We start from the raw sequence: 17,232 nt of genomic DNA, 5'->3' as shown, positions 1-17,232 counted from the left end.
CCAGCAAAGGCTTGGTAACCGATGTCTGCCTGAAACGCAAAATCCGTAATTTTGTAGAAATCAGCAGCGAAAACGAAGTCGGTTACGAAATCTACGTCAAAGAAAAAAGCGTGTTAAACCTGCAAAACAAGCGTGCTTATGAAGCGCTTGGCATTGAATCTGAGGCCAAAAAACTGCCCAAAGACGAAGCCAAAGCCCGCGACATTACCGCATGGATGTGCAAAAACTTCTTCGATATCCGCACCTTCGGCGCCGTGATGACCACCGAAGTCAACAGCGGACAAGTGCGCGGCCCGGTACAACTGGCGTTCGCCCAATCCATCGACCCGATTGTGCCGCTGGAAGTTTCCATCACCCGCATGGCGGTAACCAACGAAAAAGACTTGGAAAAAGAACGCACCATGGGGCGCAAATACATCGTCCCTTACGCGCTCTACCGCGTGCATGGCTTTATCTCCGCCAACCTTGCCGCCAAAACCGGTTTTTCAGACGACGACTTAGCCAAACTCTGGCAAGCCCTGACGCTGATGTTTGAACACGACCGCTCCGCCGCCCGTGGCGAAATGGCGGCGCGCAAACTGATTGTCTTCAAACACGACAGCGCACTCGGCAGCCAGCCTGCACATAAACTGTTTGATGCCGTGAAAGTCGAACGCGTAAACGGCGAATCAGGTACGCCCGCAAGCGGTTTTGGCGATTACAAAATCAGCGTGGTTTCAGACGGCCTAAATGGCGTGAGTGTGGAAGAGTTGCTTTAAAAAACATTTGAAAAAATGACCGCTTGTGTCGCAGAAGTCGGTAGGGTGGGCTTCAGCCCACCGTTTCAACAAATATAAAGGATTGATGGGCTAAAGCCCATTCTACGAAACTAATACAAATAAATTTCATAAAACCCATTCTTTAATTGTGAACACATATTGTATTATTTTTTGTGTTTATATTTGTGTTATTTATTGATATAATAGCTTCCTTAATATGAAAGGAGTATTCAGTGAAAAATTTTATCCAAAACCTAGAGAACGAGTTTGTTGAAAAAAATCAGGAAAAAACAACGTTCAGTATTCGCCTTTCTGTAAAAGAAGATTTGATCTTGCAGGAGATTGCTGACAGTTTTGACTTGTCTCGACAGGAACTGTTGCATCGTCTGATTACTGAGCAAATTATTGTTCCGTGGAAAAAGAGGTTTGAGGAACAGGCAAATGAGGAGCTAGAAGAAGTGGATACCGAACAATCAACTCGATATTTTTTACTTAATACTAATAAAGTCAATGATATTGATGATCATGATTTCATGTTGAAAAATCAGGTGGCGGCGGCATTTGAAGATGGTTATAAAGAAAAAATTGCTAAATTTAAAAAAGGTGATTGGGTATTTCTCTATGAATCAGGGCAAGGAATTATTGCATTCGGGCAAGCATCAGGTAGGTTGGAAAAAGCACCACATTATGGAAGAGAAGATAAAACTTACTATCAACGCTTAGAGGGTTTTACTCGTTTATCAAAAGCTATTAAGGCTAGCGAAATCAAAAGGATTTTGAACCGCTCATTCCCTTTTGCGCAAACCTTGGCGCAAATTACGGATGGGGAAAAGTTATTATTGGAGGTTCAAAAGCGATAAAAATAATCTATGGAAGCATATCATTTAGCAGCAGATTCACAATTACGGCGAGAATGTGACACATTTCAACAAAGTGCGGTCGATTTTTTAAATATTTCCCAATGACAAGATATAAGATCTTTCATCTATTTTTGATGAGATAAGCTATGTTAATGCTGATTACTTATGATATTTCTTTTGACGATCCAAACGGGCAAGCGCGATTGCGCCGTATCGCAAAACATTGCTTAGATTACGGCGTGCGGGCGCAATATTCGGTATTTGAATGCGATGTCACGCCTGACCAATGGGTCATGTTGAAAAACAAACTGTTGGAAACCTACGACCCCACATGTGACAGCCTGCGTTTTTACCATTTGGGCAGTAAGTGGCGTAATAAAGTGGAGCATCATGGGGCAAAACCGGCAGTAGATGTATTTAAAGACGTGCTTGTCATTTAGTTCGCTAACCTGTTGTTCTCATTAAAATCCTGATGGGATAGCGATCTTTATTTTCTTTAACAATTTGGATGAATTAATCTATTTGTATAACGACAATGTGGCCGTTATACTTACCAAACTCCTTATCATAAAATCAGTTAGCGAAATGCAGTGTTTAATACGCTGATTTTTCTTGCTTTTTTAGGTAGGGAGCAGCCGCCTTCGCGCGGCTGTGTGTTGAAACGACTAATTTTGATCGAATCAGATATTGCAACATGGCAGCCGCCTTCGCGCGGCTGTGTGTTGAAACCTCAAGATCTTTAACTTGCTTATTCAGCGCTACGGCGCAGCCGCCTTCGCGCGGCTGTGTGTTGAAACACGACCCAGCCGTTAAAAAACGGATCTTTTTTAAGCAGCCGCCTTCGCGCGGCTGTGTGTTGAAACTATGTGCGTTTTTTTTATTTTGAGAGGTATCGCATGGCAGCCGCCTTCGTGCGGCTGTGTGTTGAAACAACAAATCTTTTCGGTTTGCGTACGGCGAAACCGGCAGCCGCCTTCGTGCGGCTGTGTGTTGAAACAGTTTTTCAATCTTCTTTTATTTTAACACAGATCGCAGCCGCCTTCGTGCGGCTGTGTGTTGAAACTTTTTTGATTTTTTACTAATTAGAAAAAGTAAAAGCAGCCGCCTTCGTGCGGCTGTGTGTTGAAACTTTTTCGTCAAAGCTGATGTCGAGTTCCACTTGACATACTCCTTTAAAGGGGTTTAGTTTGGTTATCTTAAGCACCGGGTGGCGAAATGGTAACGCGGTAGGGCTGCAAAGCCCTATATACTGTAGGTTCAAGTCCTGCCCCGGTGCTTAAGTTATTTAAGGTTTTCCTTTCAGTACTATATACCCCACCTTTTATTGCTCCTAATACATCTCCAAAGTTTTCGACTTTATAAGCATTGATAATAGCATCTACTTTCTCTTTTGGTGTTAATCTTCGCGGATTAAAGTCAGTAGGCAGTCGCCTCCGCGCGGCTATGAATGATGTTTTCGTGCAACAAGTTGCACGCTACGAGGGATATTACATTTTCTAAGTCTTGCGTTGTCAGTTGCGTTTAAACGTTTTAAAATCGTTTCGCATAAGTTCAAGATTAGCGTTGAACTTGATCTTGAATGTTAAATTATCTACCATGAGTCTACCATGAGGTAACCTTTATGGATCAAAACGTCAATGTAAACTGGATTGGTTGGGTGATTGTGTTGCTACCGTATGAAATCGGCTTATTGTTTATGCTGTTCGGTGTTATCACCTTCGGACAAGTGCTGTTTTTCGGCACCTTGTTTTATGCCCTTGTGTTTGCTCTAGTGGTGTTTTTTAAAGCCCCTCTTGCTACTATACTTGGTATGCTTATCGGATCAAACCTCTAAAAAATGACCGCACTTTTAAGGTGCGGTTAACTCATCTATATAGCCTTGCACCTCTTTCCGACCATTTACCTCAAACGACACATCAATGGTTCTGTCTGCGCGTTCGCGGCGATGGCGAATTAGGGTAGCTGACTTTTGGGAGCCGTTTGTTACGTTTTCGTGCAACAAGTTGCACGCTACGGGGACGGTGTATTAAGGCATAACTTGTATTCAATTTTATCTAGCGACAAAAATTTATCGTAAAAATCCACCGCACTTTCATGTGTCCTTTTTAAAATTGTCTTTTTAAAAATAAAAAGCAATCGTTTGCGCAAGTGCTGAAAATCCACTAAAATTTCGACCTTATTATTTTCTTATCACTTTCCCTTTCTAAGGATCCTCTCATGGAACATGAACAACAAACTGCGGAAGCGGATTTGGTCTATCGTTTAGAAGACAAACCGCCTTTTTTTAATGCGTTAATCAGTGCCATTACACATCTATTGGCGATTTTCGTCCCTATGGTCACGCCTGCCCTTATCGTTGGTGGCGCCCTTGGTTTACCCGTCCACATGACGGCTTATTTGGTCTCTATGGCGATGGTCGCATCCGGTATTGGCACTTATATTCAAGTACATCGTTTCGGTTTTATCGGCTCCGGTATGCTTTCCATTCAATCGGTAAACTTCTCTTTCGTCAGTGTGATGATTGCTGTTGGACTTAGCATGAAAGGTAACGGTATTGACGAAAACACCATGATTTCTACCTTGCTTGGCGTGTCTTTTGTTGGCGCATTTCTTGTGTGTGCAGCGGCTTGGGTGCTGCCTTATTTAAAGCGTGTTATCACCCCAACCGTCAGTGGTGTGGTCGTGTTATTAATCGGCTTGAGTTTGATTGACATCGGCATCACCGATTTTGGCGGCGGTTTTGGCGCTAAAGGCACGGAGGCGTTTGGCTCGTTACAAAATATCGGTTTAGCTTCTTTAGTCTTGGTTGTTGTGCTCATTTTTAACTGTATGCGCAATCCGTTTTTACGCATGAGTGGCATTGCTGTCGGTTTAATCGCAGGCTACATCGTAGCATTAACCTTAGGCATGGTGGATTTTTCACCGTTAAAAGACGTGGACTTTTTTACTATCCCGATGCCCTTTAAATATGGTTTTGCGTTTGATTGGTCAGCCTTTTGGGTTGCAGCCATCATCTATTTGTTAAGCGTTTTTGAAGCCGTTGGTGATTTAACCGCAACGGCGATGGTTTCCGGTCAGCCTTATGAAGGCGAAGCATTTCGTCAACGTTTACGCGGCGGAGTCTTTGCTGATGGATTAGTGTCTGTGATTGCTACCGCGTTAGGTTCCCTACCGCTGACCACCTTTGCCCAAAATAACGGTGTCATTCAAATGACGGGGGTAGCTTCTCGCCATGTGGGTAAATTTATCGCGGCTATTTTGGTGTTATTTGGTTTATTCCCGATTATTGGTCGCATTTTCACTACGATTCCAAGCCCGGTACTCGGCGGCGCCATGGTATTAATGTTCGGATTAATCGCCATTGCCGGTGTGCGGATTATCATGACTCACGGCATCAATCGTCGTGAAGCGGTTATTGCTGCAACAGCCGTCGGCGTGGGATTGGGCGTCGCTTTTGAGCCGGACGTATTCAAAATGTTGCCGGAAGTTTTCCGTAATGCCATTGCGGCAGGCGGAATTACGGCAGTGGTGTTAAATTTAATTCTGCCGCGAGATGAGCAGGATAAAAGCATTTATTTGACGGAAAAATAAACGAATAGGCGGTGAAAGTGCGGTGGAAATAACGCCTAAAAAACGTTGGGATTTATCACCGCACTTTTTCTATGATCTATTTCAAATATTCCACATAAAGCCGTTTACAGCAGCTTTATTTTTTCGCTAAATTCATCTCTCATAATTTATTAAAACCTAAGGAGATATTATGGATTTAATCATCGGGTTAGTGGCGATTATTCTGGTCGCTTACTATATCGTGAAAGGCTATTCCGCTACAGGCGTGCTCATGTTCGGCGGTTTAGTCTTGTTATTGATTTCGGTGTTAATGGGCCATTCCATTTTGCCGGAAAACGTGAAAAGCACCGGCTCAGCCTATTTCGACATTCTTGAATATGTGAAATATTTGCTTTCCAACCGCAGTGGTGGGTTAGGCTTAATGATCATGATCTTATGCGGTTTTTCCGCCTACATGACTCACTTAGGCGCAAACGACATGGTGGTAAAAATCGTTTCCATGCCATTAAAAAATATTCGTTCCCCTTACGTGCTGATGGTATTGGCATATTTTCTTGCTTGTTTGATGTCTTTTGCGGTTGCCTCTGCAACGGGCTTGGGTGTGTTATTAATGGCAACTTTATTCCCTGTCATGGTTAACATGGGCATTTCTCGTGGTGCGGCGGCAGCCATTTGTGCCTCGCCGATTTCCATCATCTTATCGCCAACTTCCGGCGATGTGGTGTTGTCGGCGGAGATTTCCAAACAATCATTAAGCGAATTCGCTTTTTCCACCAGCTTGCCGGTGTCCATTGTGGCGATTTGCGGCATTGGTGCGGCTCATTTCTTCTGGCAACGTTATTTGGATCGCAAAGAGAAAGTGAACGCAAAACCGATAGATATGTCCGAAATCAGAACCGATGTACCGACCTTTTACGCCATTTTGCCATTATTGCCGATCATCGGCGTGCTTCTGTTTGACGGTAAATGGTTTAACTTGCCTGAATTACACATCGTCACCGTCATTATTCTTTGCTTTGTGATCACCGCAGTTATCGATTTCATCCGTAATTTTAGTGCGAAAAAAACCTTCGACAATTTAGTGATTGCCTATCGTGGCATGGCAGATGCCTTTGCCGGCGTGGTGATGTTATTGGTTGCCGCCGGCGTATTCGCTCAAAGTTTAAGCACCATTGGCTTTATCACCAATCTGATTAATTCTGCCCAATCTTTTGGTGGTAGCGGAATGTTTATGATGTTAGTCTTGGCGGTGATTACGATTTTAGCCACCATGGCAACCGGCTCGGGCAATGCGGCATTCTATGCCTTCGCCGAATTAATTCCAAAACTTGCCACCCAAATGGGCTCAAATCCTGCCTATTTAACCGTGCCAATGTTACAAGCCTCCAACTTAGGTCGCGGCTTATCCCCGGTGTCCGGCGTCGTGGTTGCCGTATCCGGTATGGCAAGAATTTCTCCATTTGAAATTGTCAAACGAATGTCCGTACCAATGGCAGTTGGTTTCATTTGCGTGATTATCGCCACCGAATTTTTCATTCCGGGCGCGTAATTTTCTGACTTAAAGTGCGGTGAATTTTCACCGTATTTTGATATTGAGAAAGGCGTTATTACTTATTTGAAGAAAAGAAAACGGCACACTGTATTAAACAGTGCGCCGTTTTTAGTTCATCATACCAATTATGAGGCAATGCCTTTATGACGCAATAACGCATCTAATTGCGGTTCACGGCCACGGAAGTTTTTGAACAAGGTCATCGGTTCTTCAGATCCGCCTTTCGTGAGAATTTCATCCAAGAAGGATTGACCGGTTTGTGGGTTGAAAATCCCTTCCTCTTCAAAACGGGAATAGGCATCTGCCGATAAGACTTCCGCCCATAAATAGCTGTAATAGCCTGCCGCATAGCCACCGGCAAAAATATGGCTGAAGCTATGTGGCATTCTTCCCCATTCTGCGCCAGGGATGACGGCAACTTGGCTTTTCACTTCGTGTAACATTGCTAATACTTGATTTTGCTTGCTCGGATCAAATGTGTGGTGCAAGCGGAAATCAAACAGCGCAAACTCTAACTGACGCAAAACAAACATCGCTGCTTGGAAGTTTTTAGCTTTGAGTAATTGGCTGAGTTTCTCTTTTGGTAGCGGTTCGCCGGTTTGATAATGACCGGAAATGAACTGTAGCGCCTCTTCTTCCCAGCACCAGTTTTCCATAAATTGGCTTGGCAATTCCACAGCATCCCAAGGCACACCGTTAATGCCCGCAACATCGGCTACATCAATTTGAGTCAACATATGATGCAATCCATGACCGAATTCATGGAATAGGGTAGTGACTTCATCATGCGTAAATAAGGCCGGCTGGTCGCCAAGTGGACGGTTGAAGTTACAGGTTAAGTACGCCACCGGTTTTTGTAAGCTGCCGTCAATCTTTTTACGACGACCGATACAATCATCCATCCAAGCGCCACCGCGTTTATGTTCACGAGCGTATAGGTCTAGATAGAAACTGCCGCGAACCTCGTCTTTTTCATCAAGCAAATCGAAGAAACGCACATCTTTATGCCAGGTTTCAACGCCATGGCGCTCTACCGCGCGAATATTGAAAATGCGTTTAATCAATTCAAATAAACCGCTCAATACGCGATCTTCCGGGAAATACGGACGCAATTCTTCATCGTTGATGGCATATAAATGTTGCTTTTGTTTTTCGCTGTAAAAAGACAGATCCCAAAGTTCAAGTGCGGTCAAATTATAGTGCGTTTTGCAGAAGTCTTTTAATTCTTGCAATTCACGTTCGCCTTGCGCTTTAGAGCGTGTGGCGAGATTTTCCAAGAAATCCAACACCTGCTGCGGATTTTCGGCCATTTTGGTGGCGAGGGATAATTCGGTGTAGGTGTTGAAATCCAATAATTTGGCCAATTCCACGCGTAGGCTGAGGATCTCTTGCATAATCGCCGAGTTGTCCCATTTGCCGGCATTTGGCCCTTGATCGGATGCGCGGGTGGCAAAGGCACGATACATTTCTTCACGCAATTCACGGTTTTCACAATAGGTCATGACCGGAATATAGCTTGGATATTCCAAGGTGAAGCGATAACCTGTGACACCTTTGCTTTCCGCGGATTGTTTGGCCGCCTCCAGTGCGGATTCCGGCAAGCCTTTGAGCAGGCTGACATCTTCAACGATCTTTTCCCAGCCCATGGTGGCGTCTAATACATTATTGCTAAATTGTGAATTCAGTTCGGATAAGCGGGCAGCAATTTCGCCATAGCGTTTTTGTTTTTCTGCCGGTAAGGAAATACCCGATAATTTGAAATCGCGTAAGCTGTTTTCAATAGCTTTCTTTTGCGCTTGAGTATAGCCGGCAAATTCAGGGCTATTTTTTAATTGTAAATAGGCTTCATATAACCCCTGATGTTGACCGACCCACGTGCTGTATTCGGCTAATAATGGCAAACAGGCTTGATAGGCTTCACGTAATTCCGGGCTATTTTTCACCGAGTTTAAATGCGAGATTGGCGACCATACCTTGCTTAAACGATCACCGGCTTCGGTTAGCGGTAGAATGAAATTTTCCCAAGTAAAGTGCGGTTGATTTACCACGCGTTCTACCGTTTCGCGGTTTTCTTGAATAAGTTGTTTGATAGCGGATTCAATGTATTGCGGTTCAATTTTACTAAAAGCAGGTAAATCGGTTGGTGTAAGTAGTGGGTTTGACATAAAGACTTCCTTAAAAAGAAAAACGGATGGAAATAACGATTAAACGTTAAATAAATTGGGGAGGATTTTATGATTTCAAGGTTGAAAAATCCAGCCATTCAGGGATAATTGCGAATAATTTTTGTTTTGAGGTATCTATGAAGTATTTTTATATCACGTTAGGTTTTCTTTTTCTTATTCTTGGTTTGATCGGTATTGTGGTGCCGATTTTACCTACCACGCCATTTTTATTATTAACCGTTTTCTTTTTCGCAAAAGGCTCCGAACGTGTACATAATTGGTTTATCGGCACGAAGATTTATCAAAACCATTTAAAAGATTTCCATGAACAGCGGGCGTTAACGAAAAAAGCGAAAATGACCATTCTCATGTTTTCCACGACGATGTTGATGATTGGGTTTTATTTTACGCCGAGCATTGTCGGTAAAAGCATCATCGTTGCTGTCTTATTGATCAAATATTGGTTCTTCTTTTTCTGGATTAAAACGCTGGAAGAAGAATAGGGTAGTTTTGTTTTCATGAAATGATTGCCATGCATAGAGTTCACTTTTTTCGCGCGCCTTTTCGTCTTCTTCCATTAAAAAGTGCGGTGCTTTTTTGTTGCGTTTTTGCCTTGAGTGCTTGTGATGAAAAGTCAAACGAACCTGTTGTCTCTTCTCTCCCAACGGAAACCTTACAGCCGCAGTCAATGTCGCTACCAACGCCGTCACAGAACAATCGGCATTTGTTGATTCGCGGAGGATATAAGGATTTTGTGTTGAATCCCGCGCAAGCCGAAGATGTCACACAAGTGGCGCTTTTACGTGATTTATTTGAAGGATTAGTGATTTACGATCTGCGTGGTAATGTGATTCCGGCGGTGGCGGAAAGCTGGCAAACGAAAGATAACAAAACATGGACATTTCGTTTGCGACAAGATGCCAAATGGTCGAACGGCGAACCGGTAACGGCGCAACAATTTGTGGCGAGTTGGCAAGCCTTAGCTACCTCAACGAGTCCATTAAAATCGTATTTGGCATACATGAATTTAGCCAATGCCGACGCCGTGTTAAAGGGTGAATTACCTGCCGACCGACTTGGAATCGTGGCGGAAAATGACCGCACTTTGCTTATTAGCTTAGATAAAGTGACGCCTTATTTGCCACAAATGTTAGCGCACGTCAGTTTATTACCTCAGTATTTATCAGAACAAAAAGAGATTATTACAAATGGCGCTTATTATGTGACAGGGCAAGAAAATAATGTGATTCACTTAGAAAAAAATCCGCATTATTGGGCGCAAGAGCAGGTGTCGTTTCAGCAGGTGGATTACCAAAAAATGACGACGCAACAAGCGCTTGGCGACCTGGATGTGGTGATTAATCCTACGCAAACTGAGCAAGCGCAATATTTTCCGCAACTTTGTACCTATTTCTACGCCTTTAATATGAAACACCCGAAATTGGCACAAAGTTCGGTCAGAAAAGCGTTATCTATTATGGCCTCTTCTCGTCACGTGAATCTGAGTGGCAAAAATGTTATTTATTTAAGTGATAATTTCTTGCCGATATCGATGCAAACAATAGAAAGCCATTGGGAGCAAACGCCAATGGAGCAGTTGTTAATTCAAAGTGATATTAATGAGAAATCACCGTTAAAGGTCACGTTAAGTTATGAGCAAACCGAATTTCAACATCAAATGGCGCAGTCGTTAATGCGTATGTGGGCGCAATCGGATATGATTCGGGTTAGCGGAGAAGCACTGCCGAAACAACAATTATTAGAGAAAATGGCAAAAGGCGATTTTCAGATTGCTCGTGCCGGCTGGTGCGCCGATTATCACGATCCTTCTGCATTTTTAAGTTTGTTTTACAGCCACAGCCCGGACAATATAAGTGGTTACCACAATGAAGAGGTAGATCGCTTATTTGAGCAAAGTTTGCAACGGATTCCATCGTCAGAACGCACCGCACTTTACAGTCGAATCGAACAAATTCTGCAACAAGAAAATGTGGTATTGCCCTTATATCAAACTACGATCCCCATTTATCTTCATCCTAGCCTAAACGGCTATGATTTATCCAATCCTACTGAGGTCATTTACAGTAAAGATTTATTTCGTAGAAATTTCTAACTATCACACGAAAGATTATGCGCATAATAAACCCCGTGCCGTCATATTGTGAAAATAGAAAAAATCGGTAAACTATGCCAAATTTGATTATGAATAAGGAGTTATGATGCATTCATCTATTACGAAAGCCGTCTTATTTTCTTCGGTATTTTTATTTACCGGATGTTCATCATTAGAGTCCGCATGGAATTCCATGATCGGTGATGACTCACCAAAACCTTCTGCAACAGCTCCGCAGACGCAGAGTGAATCCCCTAAAGCGAAATTGCCAAAAGCGGAAATGGCTGAATCACAAAATGCCATAAAACAGGCAGAAAACTTACCGCGCTTTGAGTATATTTTACTGGATACGCAATATACGGCATTTTTGAATCCACAACCAGAACTCATTAAAGTCAATAAAGGCAGTGAAACGACGACGTTTGCCTATAAAAATGGTGCGCTCACGTTAGTTGAACATCAACAACAACGCTATCGAGCGGAGGATAAAAATATTCCGCCATCGCTTGTTCAAGAAGGGGCGAAATTACAAAAAATATTGGGTTTAAATAGTGCAGATAAAAATGCTGAGAATATTAAAACCGGCAGCGATGCAAAATTAAATTATTTATGTATTACTAAACTGCAACAAGTGGCTCAAACGCAACGGGTATTTCGTAGTTCGGCAAATATGGCGAAAAGTGATTCTCGCTTAATTGCGGATGTGCGTTTAAACGGTAATCAATTTTATAAAATGGATTGTCAGTTAAGCGGTAATCGTGTTGCAAAATTAAGTTTAAGTAAAAAATAAAGGATAAATACACAATACATGAATGCCCAATAATGCCGTTATTGGGCTTAATAAATGAAGGAAGTCTAATATGAAAAGAGGGTTCATGATTGGTCTGTTATGCCTGAGTTTGACCGCCTGTTCATTCGGCGTGGGCGCCGGTGGCGGATCAAATGGCGTAGGCATTGGTGTGGGAACCGGTGTACGATTTTAATTCTTGAATCAATCAGTCAAGATAAAAGCATTGCTCATTGCAATGCTTTTAACGTTTAAAGGCCTATCAATACACCACTAATCGCTGTGGGCGAATCACGTTATTTTCATCAATCACCGCCACACCAAGAAAGCGATTTTCATGGGAAAATAACCGCACTTGTCCTTGTAACCTAGCGGGATTATCGAATTTTACCCGTTGACCAAATCCGATGCCTTGCGCTTGGCTTTCATTTAAGGTTAACGTCGGCAACTTCGCTACCGCAGTATCTATAGGCAATAACAAAGCATCTAATAAACTCAAATCTTGTGATTCTGCCAAAGCTTGCAACGCATTCCAATCCAACATTTTTTCTGTTGGATAATCCGTCACTGCCGTTCGACGTAACATCGTTACATGGGCGCCACTGCCCAATACCTCACCCAAGTCATCCACCAAGGTGCGAATATAAGTGCCTTTGGAACAATGCACCTCTAGGGTTAAATAAGGCGCGTTGTATTCGATGAAGTTCAGTTCAAAGATCGTAATGGGACGCGCTTCCCGCTCCACCGTAATACCTTGACGGGCATATTCATAAAGCGGTTTACCATTGTACTTCAATGCCGAAAACATCGTCGGCACTTGCAAAATGTCCCCACGGAATTGTTCAAGTGCGGTCAGAATTTCAGGCGTTTTGACGTTCACATCACGGGTTTCGACAATCTGTCCTTCCGCGTCCGATGTGTCGGTACGTTCTCCCAGTTTTGCCGTGACTAAATAACGTTTATCGGCATCCAACAAGAACTGCGAAAACTTAGTGGCTTCGCCCAAACAAATAGGCAACATTCCGGTAGCCAGCGGATCTAACGCACCGGTATGTCCCGCTTTGTTCGCCTGAAAAATGCGTTTCACTTTCTGCATGATGTCATTGGAAGACATACCTTGCGGCTTATCCAACAAAAACACGCCGTGAATATCACGCCCACGTTTACGCGGTTTGGACATTAGTCTTTGTCCTCAACGTGTTTTTTCTCATCTTCGCGCACAACATTGGTCACCAAGTTAGACATGCGCATACCTTCCACCAAAGATTGATCGTAAATAAAACGAATCTCCGGCACGATACGCAGGCGCATGGCTTTGCCTAACAGCGTGCGAATATAAGGTGCGGCTTTTTCTAAGCCTTTCATGCCCTGCGCAATTGCTTGTTCATCATGATCAAATAAGAAGGTGACGAAAACTTTTGCATAAGCCAAATCACTGGACACTTCCACGTCTGACACCGTCACCATGCCAATACGGGGATCTTTCACTTCGCGTTGTAAAATCACCGCGATTTCTTTTTGGATTTCTTGTGCGACACGGTCGCTACGTTTGAATTCTCGAGCCATAATGATTACCCTTTGTGATATAAGGGCCTTATTTTACTGGAATTCATGTCAATTAGCACGAAAAAGCAATGTGATATGCGAATTCGATTTTTGCGTTATCAGAATAGCAAGCGACTAATCGAATTTAAAAACCACCTCACTTTTTCTTCTTTTCCTTTTCCTTGATTGAGTTTTTACCAAAACTCGCTATAATTTCGCCTGTACAAAAAAACAGTATTTGTGAGTGAAAATAATGGATTTCGCAGAATTATTAGATGGTTTAAACGATAAACAACGGGAAGCAGTGAGTGCGCCGTTAGGCAATTATTTGGTCTTAGCCGGTGCGGGAAGTGGTAAAACCCGTGTATTGACGCACCGAATCGCGTGGTTGATTGGTGTGGAGGGTGTCTCCGAAGGGAGCATTATGGCGGTGACCTTCACCAACAAAGCTGCGGCAGAAATGCGTCATCGTATTGAATCCGTCTTGTCCGATGGCAATCAGCGGTTATTTGGTATGTGGGTCGGCACCTTTCACAGCATTGCTCATCGACTTCTGCGTGCTCATCATCTTGATGCGGATTTGCCGCAAGATTTCCAGATTTTAGATTCGGAAGACCAATTGCGTTTACTTAAACGCCTCATGAAATTACATCATTTTGACGAAAAAAGTTTCCCACCAAAACAAGCCGCTTGGTATATCAACAATAAAAAAGACGAAGGCTTGCGTCCGAATCAAATCGATGATCATCACGATCGTCAAGAACGTGAATGGATTCGGATTTATCAGATTTATCAAGATGCTTGCGATCGTGCAGGGCTGGTGGATTTTGCCGAAATTTTATTGCGCTCGTACGAATTGTTTTTACATAAGCCACTGATCTTGCAACGCTATCAACAACGTTTTCAGCATATTTTGGTGGATGAGTTTCAAGACACCAACAAAATTCAATATGAATGGATTCGTTTGTTGGCGGGTAAAAGTGGCAAAGTGATGATTGTGGGGGATGACGACCAATCTATTTACGGCTGGCGCGGTGCAAAAATCGAAAATATTCAGTTATTTTTAAAAGAGTTTGCCAATGCACAAACCATTCGATTAGAGCAAAATTACCGTTCTACCATGAATATTTTGCAAGCAGCGAATGAGTTGATTTCCAATAACAACAATCGACTAGGGAAAAATTTGTGGTCGGAAGGCAATCAAGGCGATCCGGTAGGCATTTATGCCGCTTTTAACGAATTAGATGAAGCGCTGTTTGTTGCCTCACAAATTAAAACCTGGATTGAAGACGGCGGTAAACTCAATGATTGTGCCATTTTATATCGTAGCAACAGCCAATCACGGGTGATTGAAGAAGCGTTGATTCGTTCACAAATTCCGTATCGTATTTATGGCGGCATGCGCTTCTTCGAACGTCAGGAGATCAAGGATGCGTTAGCCTATTTGCGCTTAATTGCTAATCGCCAGGATGATGCTGCCTTTGAGCGCGTTATTAATACGCCACCACGGGGCATTGGCGATCGCACGTTGGACACCTTGCGTAATCTGACTCGCGAACATCAAATCACGTTATGGCAAGCCACCAATTTGGCGTTACAGGAAAATAAACTGGCAGGTCGTGCTGCGACCGCCTTGCTTCGCTTTATGGAATTAATCAATTCCCTGCAGCGGGACACGGAAGAAATGCCGTTGTTTGCACAAACGGATTTTGTTATTAAGCATTCCGGTTTGTACGAAATGTATAAACAGGAGAAGGGCGAAAAAGGTGAAGTGCGTATTGAAAACTTGGAAGAGTTGGTCTCTGCCGCTCGCGAATTTATCAAGCTTGAAGAGGCGGAAGACATGACAGAGCTCACGGCTTTCTTGACGCACGCCTCATTAGAAGCGGGTGAAGAACAAGCGGCACCGCATCAAGCCTGTGTGGAAATGATGACCTTGCACTCAGCAAAAGGCTTGGAGTTTCCACGAGTCTTTATGATTGGCGTGGAAGAAGGGTTATTTCCAAGTTTCCGTTCCTTTGAAGAAGCAGGGCGTTTGGAAGAAGAACGTCGTTTGGCTTATGTGGGGATTACCCGCGCCAAACAAAAACTCACCATTTCTTATGCGGAAAGTCGTCGTTTATATGGCAAAGAAGAACGCCATTTGCCTTCTCGTTTTATCTCGGAATTACCCCAACAATGTTTACAAGAAATCCGTTTACGCGGCACCGTTACACGCGCCTTGAATCAAGCCAAAGTCGGCAGTGTTTCGCCGATTGCCAATGAAAGCGAATGGAAAATGGGGCAAAAAGTGAAACACGAAAAATTCGGTTTTGGTACGGTGATTAATGTGGAAGGTGCGGACAATAATTTGCGCTTACAAATCGCGTTCCAAAATCAAGGAATTAAATGGCTGATCGCCCATTTGGCGAAGTTGGAGAGACTTTAAGCCTCTCCGTTTTCCGGTCGATACCCCTCGTCATTTAATGTCGGGTTCTCCGCGCCTTGTTTTGCCAATTGGTCGCAGAGTTCATTTTCACGGTGTCCGGCGTGTCCTTTAACCCAGTGCCAATCAACCTTATGACGGGCGATAGCTTGGTCTAATGCTATCCATAAATCTTGGTTTTTTACCGGTTTGCCACTACTGGCTTTCCAATTGTTTTTTTTCCAGTTGAAAATCCATTGCGTGATGCCGTTTTTCATGTATTGGCTATCGCTGTATAAATGGATGTCGCAAGGCTCTTTGAGGCTATTTAACGCTTCGATGACGGCTAATAATTCCATGCGATTATTGGTGGTGAGGAAATAACCTTTTGAGAGGCTTTTTTCATGTTGTTTGTAGCGAAGTAGGACACCGATACCGCCAGCGCCCGGGTTTCCAAGGCAGGATCCGTCGGTAAAAATTTCGATTTGTTTACGCATATTGACTACTAATTTATTGCAAATGAGGCGATAATACCCGAAATTTTTGCGGATAAAAAGTGAAGTTATGAGTATTCAACCCCATCAGAATCGTCAAATCGTACTGGATACGGAAACCACCGGTATGAATCAATTAGGCGCTCACTATGAAGGCCACTGCATTATTGAAATCGGTGCGGTAGAGCTAATTAACCGTCGTTACACCGGCAATAATTTTCACATTTATATTAAACCTGATCGACCGGTCGATCCCGAGGCGATTAAAGTGCATGGCATTACTGATGAAATGTTGGCGGATAAACCGGATTTTAGCCAAGTAGCGAATGAATTTATTGAATACATCAAAGGTGCCGAGTTATTGATCCATAATGCGCCCTTCGATGTGGGCTTTATGGATTATGAATTTCGTAAGCTGAATTTGCCGATAAAAACCAATGATATTTGCACGGTTACCGACACCTTAGTGATGGCGCGCCAAATGTATCCCGGCAAAAAGAACAATTTGGATGCGTTATGTTCCCGTTTAGGCATTGATAACAGTAAGCGTACCTTGCACGGCGCGTTACTGGATGCGGAAATTTTAGCCGACGTTTACCTTGCCATGACCGGCGGGCAAACCAGTTTATTTGATGAAAACGAACAGGACGTGATTCAACAAGCGGTAACGCATCAGCAGGTAAAAAGTGCGGTGGCTTTTTCACATCATTTACGCTTGCTCACACCGACCGAAGAAGAACTGGAAGCCCATTTGGAATATCTCAAATTAATTAACAAAAAAAGCAAAGAAAATTGTCTGTGGGATCGCCGCACAAAAGAGGAAACCTTGCAGTAAAAAGAATCGTTCACTGATTAGACAAACAGACGGAAAAAAACAAAAAAGAGTTGACGTTGCTATCCTTCAACATTATTATGCACCTCACCTGTGCGGAGTGGTAGTTCAGCTGGTTAGAATACCTGCCTGTCACGCAGGGGGTCGCGGGT

General features: G+C 43.3%; 16 protein-coding genes, 1 tRNA gene and 1 CRISPR repeat array. Of the genes, 13 read left to right on the top strand and 4 right to left on the bottom strand.

Annotation, left to right across the window (positions count from 1 at the left end):
- The 7 genes from cas7c to dcuC all read left to right on the top strand — a co-directional run.
- Positions 1–758: type I-C CRISPR-associated protein Cas7/Csd2 (gene cas7c, locus Q0203_RS02255; protein ID WP_297929201.1), on the top strand; the 758-nt coding region annotated here is incomplete at its 5' end.
- A 233-nt stretch (positions 759–991) separates the two neighbouring features.
- A complete protein-coding gene (locus Q0203_RS02250; RefSeq protein WP_297929199.1) occupies positions 992–1,618 on the top strand; it encodes a hypothetical protein in 627 nt (208 codons plus the stop codon).
- Between the two features lie 146 nt (positions 1,619–1,764).
- Positions 1,765–2,058, top strand: a complete 294-nt coding sequence (cas2, locus tag Q0203_RS02245) for a CRISPR-associated endonuclease Cas2 (RefSeq protein WP_005702619.1) — start codon at positions 1,765–1,767, stop codon at positions 2,056–2,058.
- Positions 2,059–2,249: 191 nt separating this feature from the next.
- Positions 2,250–2,747: direct repeats of the CRISPR family, unit length 32 nt; unit sequence GCAGCCGCCTTCGTGCGGCTGTGTGTTGAAAC.
- A gap of 71 nt (positions 2,748–2,818) precedes the next feature.
- A tRNA-OTHER gene (locus tag Q0203_RS02240) sits at positions 2,819–2,895 on the top strand.
- 344 nt (positions 2,896–3,239) lie between these two features.
- Positions 3,240–3,452, top strand: a complete 213-nt coding sequence (locus Q0203_RS02235; protein ID WP_297929197.1) for a hypothetical protein — start codon at positions 3,240–3,242, stop codon at positions 3,450–3,452.
- Positions 3,453–3,835: 383 nt separating this feature from the next.
- Positions 3,836–5,209, top strand: coding sequence for a nucleobase:cation symporter-2 family protein (locus Q0203_RS02230; protein ID WP_297929195.1), 1,374 nt, complete (start codon positions 3,836–3,838; stop codon positions 5,207–5,209).
- A 169-nt stretch (positions 5,210–5,378) separates the two neighbouring features.
- Entirely contained in the window at positions 5,379–6,737 is a 1,359-nt protein-coding gene (gene dcuC, locus Q0203_RS02225; protein ID WP_297929193.1) for an anaerobic C4-dicarboxylate transporter DcuC, read from the top strand.
- Positions 6,738–6,865: 128 nt separating this feature from the next.
- Here the strand turns inward: dcuC and prlC are convergent, their stop codons facing one another.
- Entirely contained in the window at positions 6,866–8,905 is a 2,040-nt protein-coding gene (gene prlC, locus Q0203_RS02220; protein WP_297929191.1) for an oligopeptidase A, read from the bottom strand.
- 137 nt (positions 8,906–9,042) lie between these two features.
- On the opposite strand from prlC, the gene Q0203_RS02215 reads away from it, so the two are divergent.
- From Q0203_RS02215 to Q0203_RS02200, 4 genes are all read left to right on the top strand, one after another.
- Positions 9,043–9,408: a YbaN family protein gene (locus tag Q0203_RS02215; protein WP_021615434.1), complete on the top strand. Its 366-nt coding sequence runs from the start codon at positions 9,043–9,045 to the stop codon at positions 9,406–9,408.
- A gap of 29 nt (positions 9,409–9,437) precedes the next feature.
- The gene (locus tag Q0203_RS02210) at positions 9,438–11,018 is read left to right on the top strand and encodes a peptide ABC transporter substrate-binding protein (protein ID WP_297929190.1); all 1,581 of its coding nucleotides are present in this window, start codon (positions 9,438–9,440) and stop codon (positions 11,016–11,018) included.
- 106 nt (positions 11,019–11,124) lie between these two features.
- Positions 11,125–11,808 carry a hypothetical protein gene (locus Q0203_RS02205; protein WP_295975235.1) on the top strand — a complete coding sequence of 228 codons (684 nt, stop codon included), beginning with the start codon at positions 11,125–11,127 and terminating at the stop codon, positions 11,806–11,808.
- 70 nt (positions 11,809–11,878) lie between these two features.
- Positions 11,879–12,001 carry a hypothetical protein gene (locus Q0203_RS02200; protein WP_297929189.1) on the top strand — a complete coding sequence of 41 codons (123 nt, stop codon included), beginning with the start codon at positions 11,879–11,881 and terminating at the stop codon, positions 11,999–12,001.
- Positions 12,002–12,067: 66 nt separating this feature from the next.
- Here the strand turns inward: Q0203_RS02200 and truB are convergent, their stop codons facing one another.
- Positions 12,068–12,985 carry a tRNA pseudouridine(55) synthase TruB gene (truB, locus tag Q0203_RS02195; RefSeq protein ID WP_297929187.1) on the bottom strand — a complete coding sequence of 306 codons (918 nt, stop codon included), beginning with the start codon at positions 12,983–12,985 and terminating at the stop codon, positions 12,068–12,070.
- Entirely contained in the window at positions 12,985–13,371 is a 387-nt protein-coding gene (gene rbfA / locus Q0203_RS02190; RefSeq protein WP_005700694.1) for a 30S ribosome-binding factor RbfA, read from the bottom strand. The genes truB and rbfA overlap by 1 nt, the downstream gene beginning before the upstream one ends.
- A gap of 232 nt (positions 13,372–13,603) precedes the next feature.
- Between rbfA and uvrD the strand changes: the two genes are divergently transcribed.
- Complete coding sequence (gene uvrD, locus Q0203_RS02185; RefSeq protein WP_297929185.1) at positions 13,604–15,778, top strand: DNA helicase II; 2,175 nt, start codon at positions 13,604–13,606, stop codon at positions 15,776–15,778.
- Here the strand turns inward: uvrD and rnhA are convergent.
- Entirely contained in the window at positions 15,775–16,251 is a 477-nt protein-coding gene (gene rnhA / locus Q0203_RS02180) for a ribonuclease HI (protein WP_297929183.1), read from the bottom strand. The two genes, uvrD and rnhA, sit on opposite strands and share 4 nt — an antisense overlap.
- 67 nt (positions 16,252–16,318) lie before the next feature.
- Here rnhA and dnaQ point away from each other — a divergent pair, with 67 nt between their 5' ends.
- A complete protein-coding gene (gene dnaQ / locus Q0203_RS02175; protein WP_297929182.1) occupies positions 16,319–17,083 on the top strand; it encodes a DNA polymerase III subunit epsilon in 765 nt (254 codons plus the stop codon).
- The last annotated feature ends 149 nt before the right edge of the window (positions 17,084–17,232 follow it).

It is taken from the genome of uncultured Aggregatibacter sp., from assembly GCF_938046485.1.
Lineage (GTDB): Bacteria > Pseudomonadota > Gammaproteobacteria > Enterobacterales > Pasteurellaceae > Aggregatibacter.
This window is presented reverse-complemented; position numbering and strand designations above follow the sequence as displayed.

Coding starts and splice junctions, on each gene's coding strand:
- dcuC (WP_297929193.1), top strand. CDS start 5,379: ATGGATTTAATCATCGGGTTAGTGGCGATTATTCTGGTCGCTTACTAT.
- Q0203_RS02210 (WP_297929190.1), top strand. CDS start 9,438: ATGCATAGAGTTCACTTTTTTCGCGCGCCTTTTCGTCTTCTTCCATTA.
- rnhA (WP_297929183.1), bottom strand. CDS start 16,251: ATGCGTAAACAAATCGAAATTTTTACCGACGGATCCTGCCTTGGAAAC.
- Q0203_RS02215 (WP_021615434.1), top strand. CDS start 9,043: ATGAAGTATTTTTATATCACGTTAGGTTTTCTTTTTCTTATTCTTGGT.
- truB (WP_297929187.1), bottom strand. CDS start 12,985: ATGTCCAAACCGCGTAAACGTGGGCGTGATATTCACGGCGTGTTTTTG.
- cas2 (WP_005702619.1), top strand. CDS start 1,765: ATGTTAATGCTGATTACTTATGATATTTCTTTTGACGATCCAAACGGG.
- Q0203_RS02235 (WP_297929197.1), top strand. CDS start 3,240: ATGGATCAAAACGTCAATGTAAACTGGATTGGTTGGGTGATTGTGTTG.
- uvrD (WP_297929185.1), top strand. CDS start 13,604: ATGGATTTCGCAGAATTATTAGATGGTTTAAACGATAAACAACGGGAA.
- Q0203_RS02205 (WP_295975235.1), top strand. CDS start 11,125: ATGCATTCATCTATTACGAAAGCCGTCTTATTTTCTTCGGTATTTTTA.
- rbfA (WP_005700694.1), bottom strand. CDS start 13,371: ATGGCTCGAGAATTCAAACGTAGCGACCGTGTCGCACAAGAAATCCAA.
- Q0203_RS02230 (WP_297929195.1), top strand. CDS start 3,836: ATGGAACATGAACAACAAACTGCGGAAGCGGATTTGGTCTATCGTTTA.
- dnaQ (WP_297929182.1), top strand. CDS start 16,319: ATGAGTATTCAACCCCATCAGAATCGTCAAATCGTACTGGATACGGAA.
- Q0203_RS02200 (WP_297929189.1), top strand. CDS start 11,879: ATGAAAAGAGGGTTCATGATTGGTCTGTTATGCCTGAGTTTGACCGCC.
- prlC (WP_297929191.1), bottom strand. CDS start 8,905: ATGTCAAACCCACTACTTACACCAACCGATTTACCTGCTTTTAGTAAA.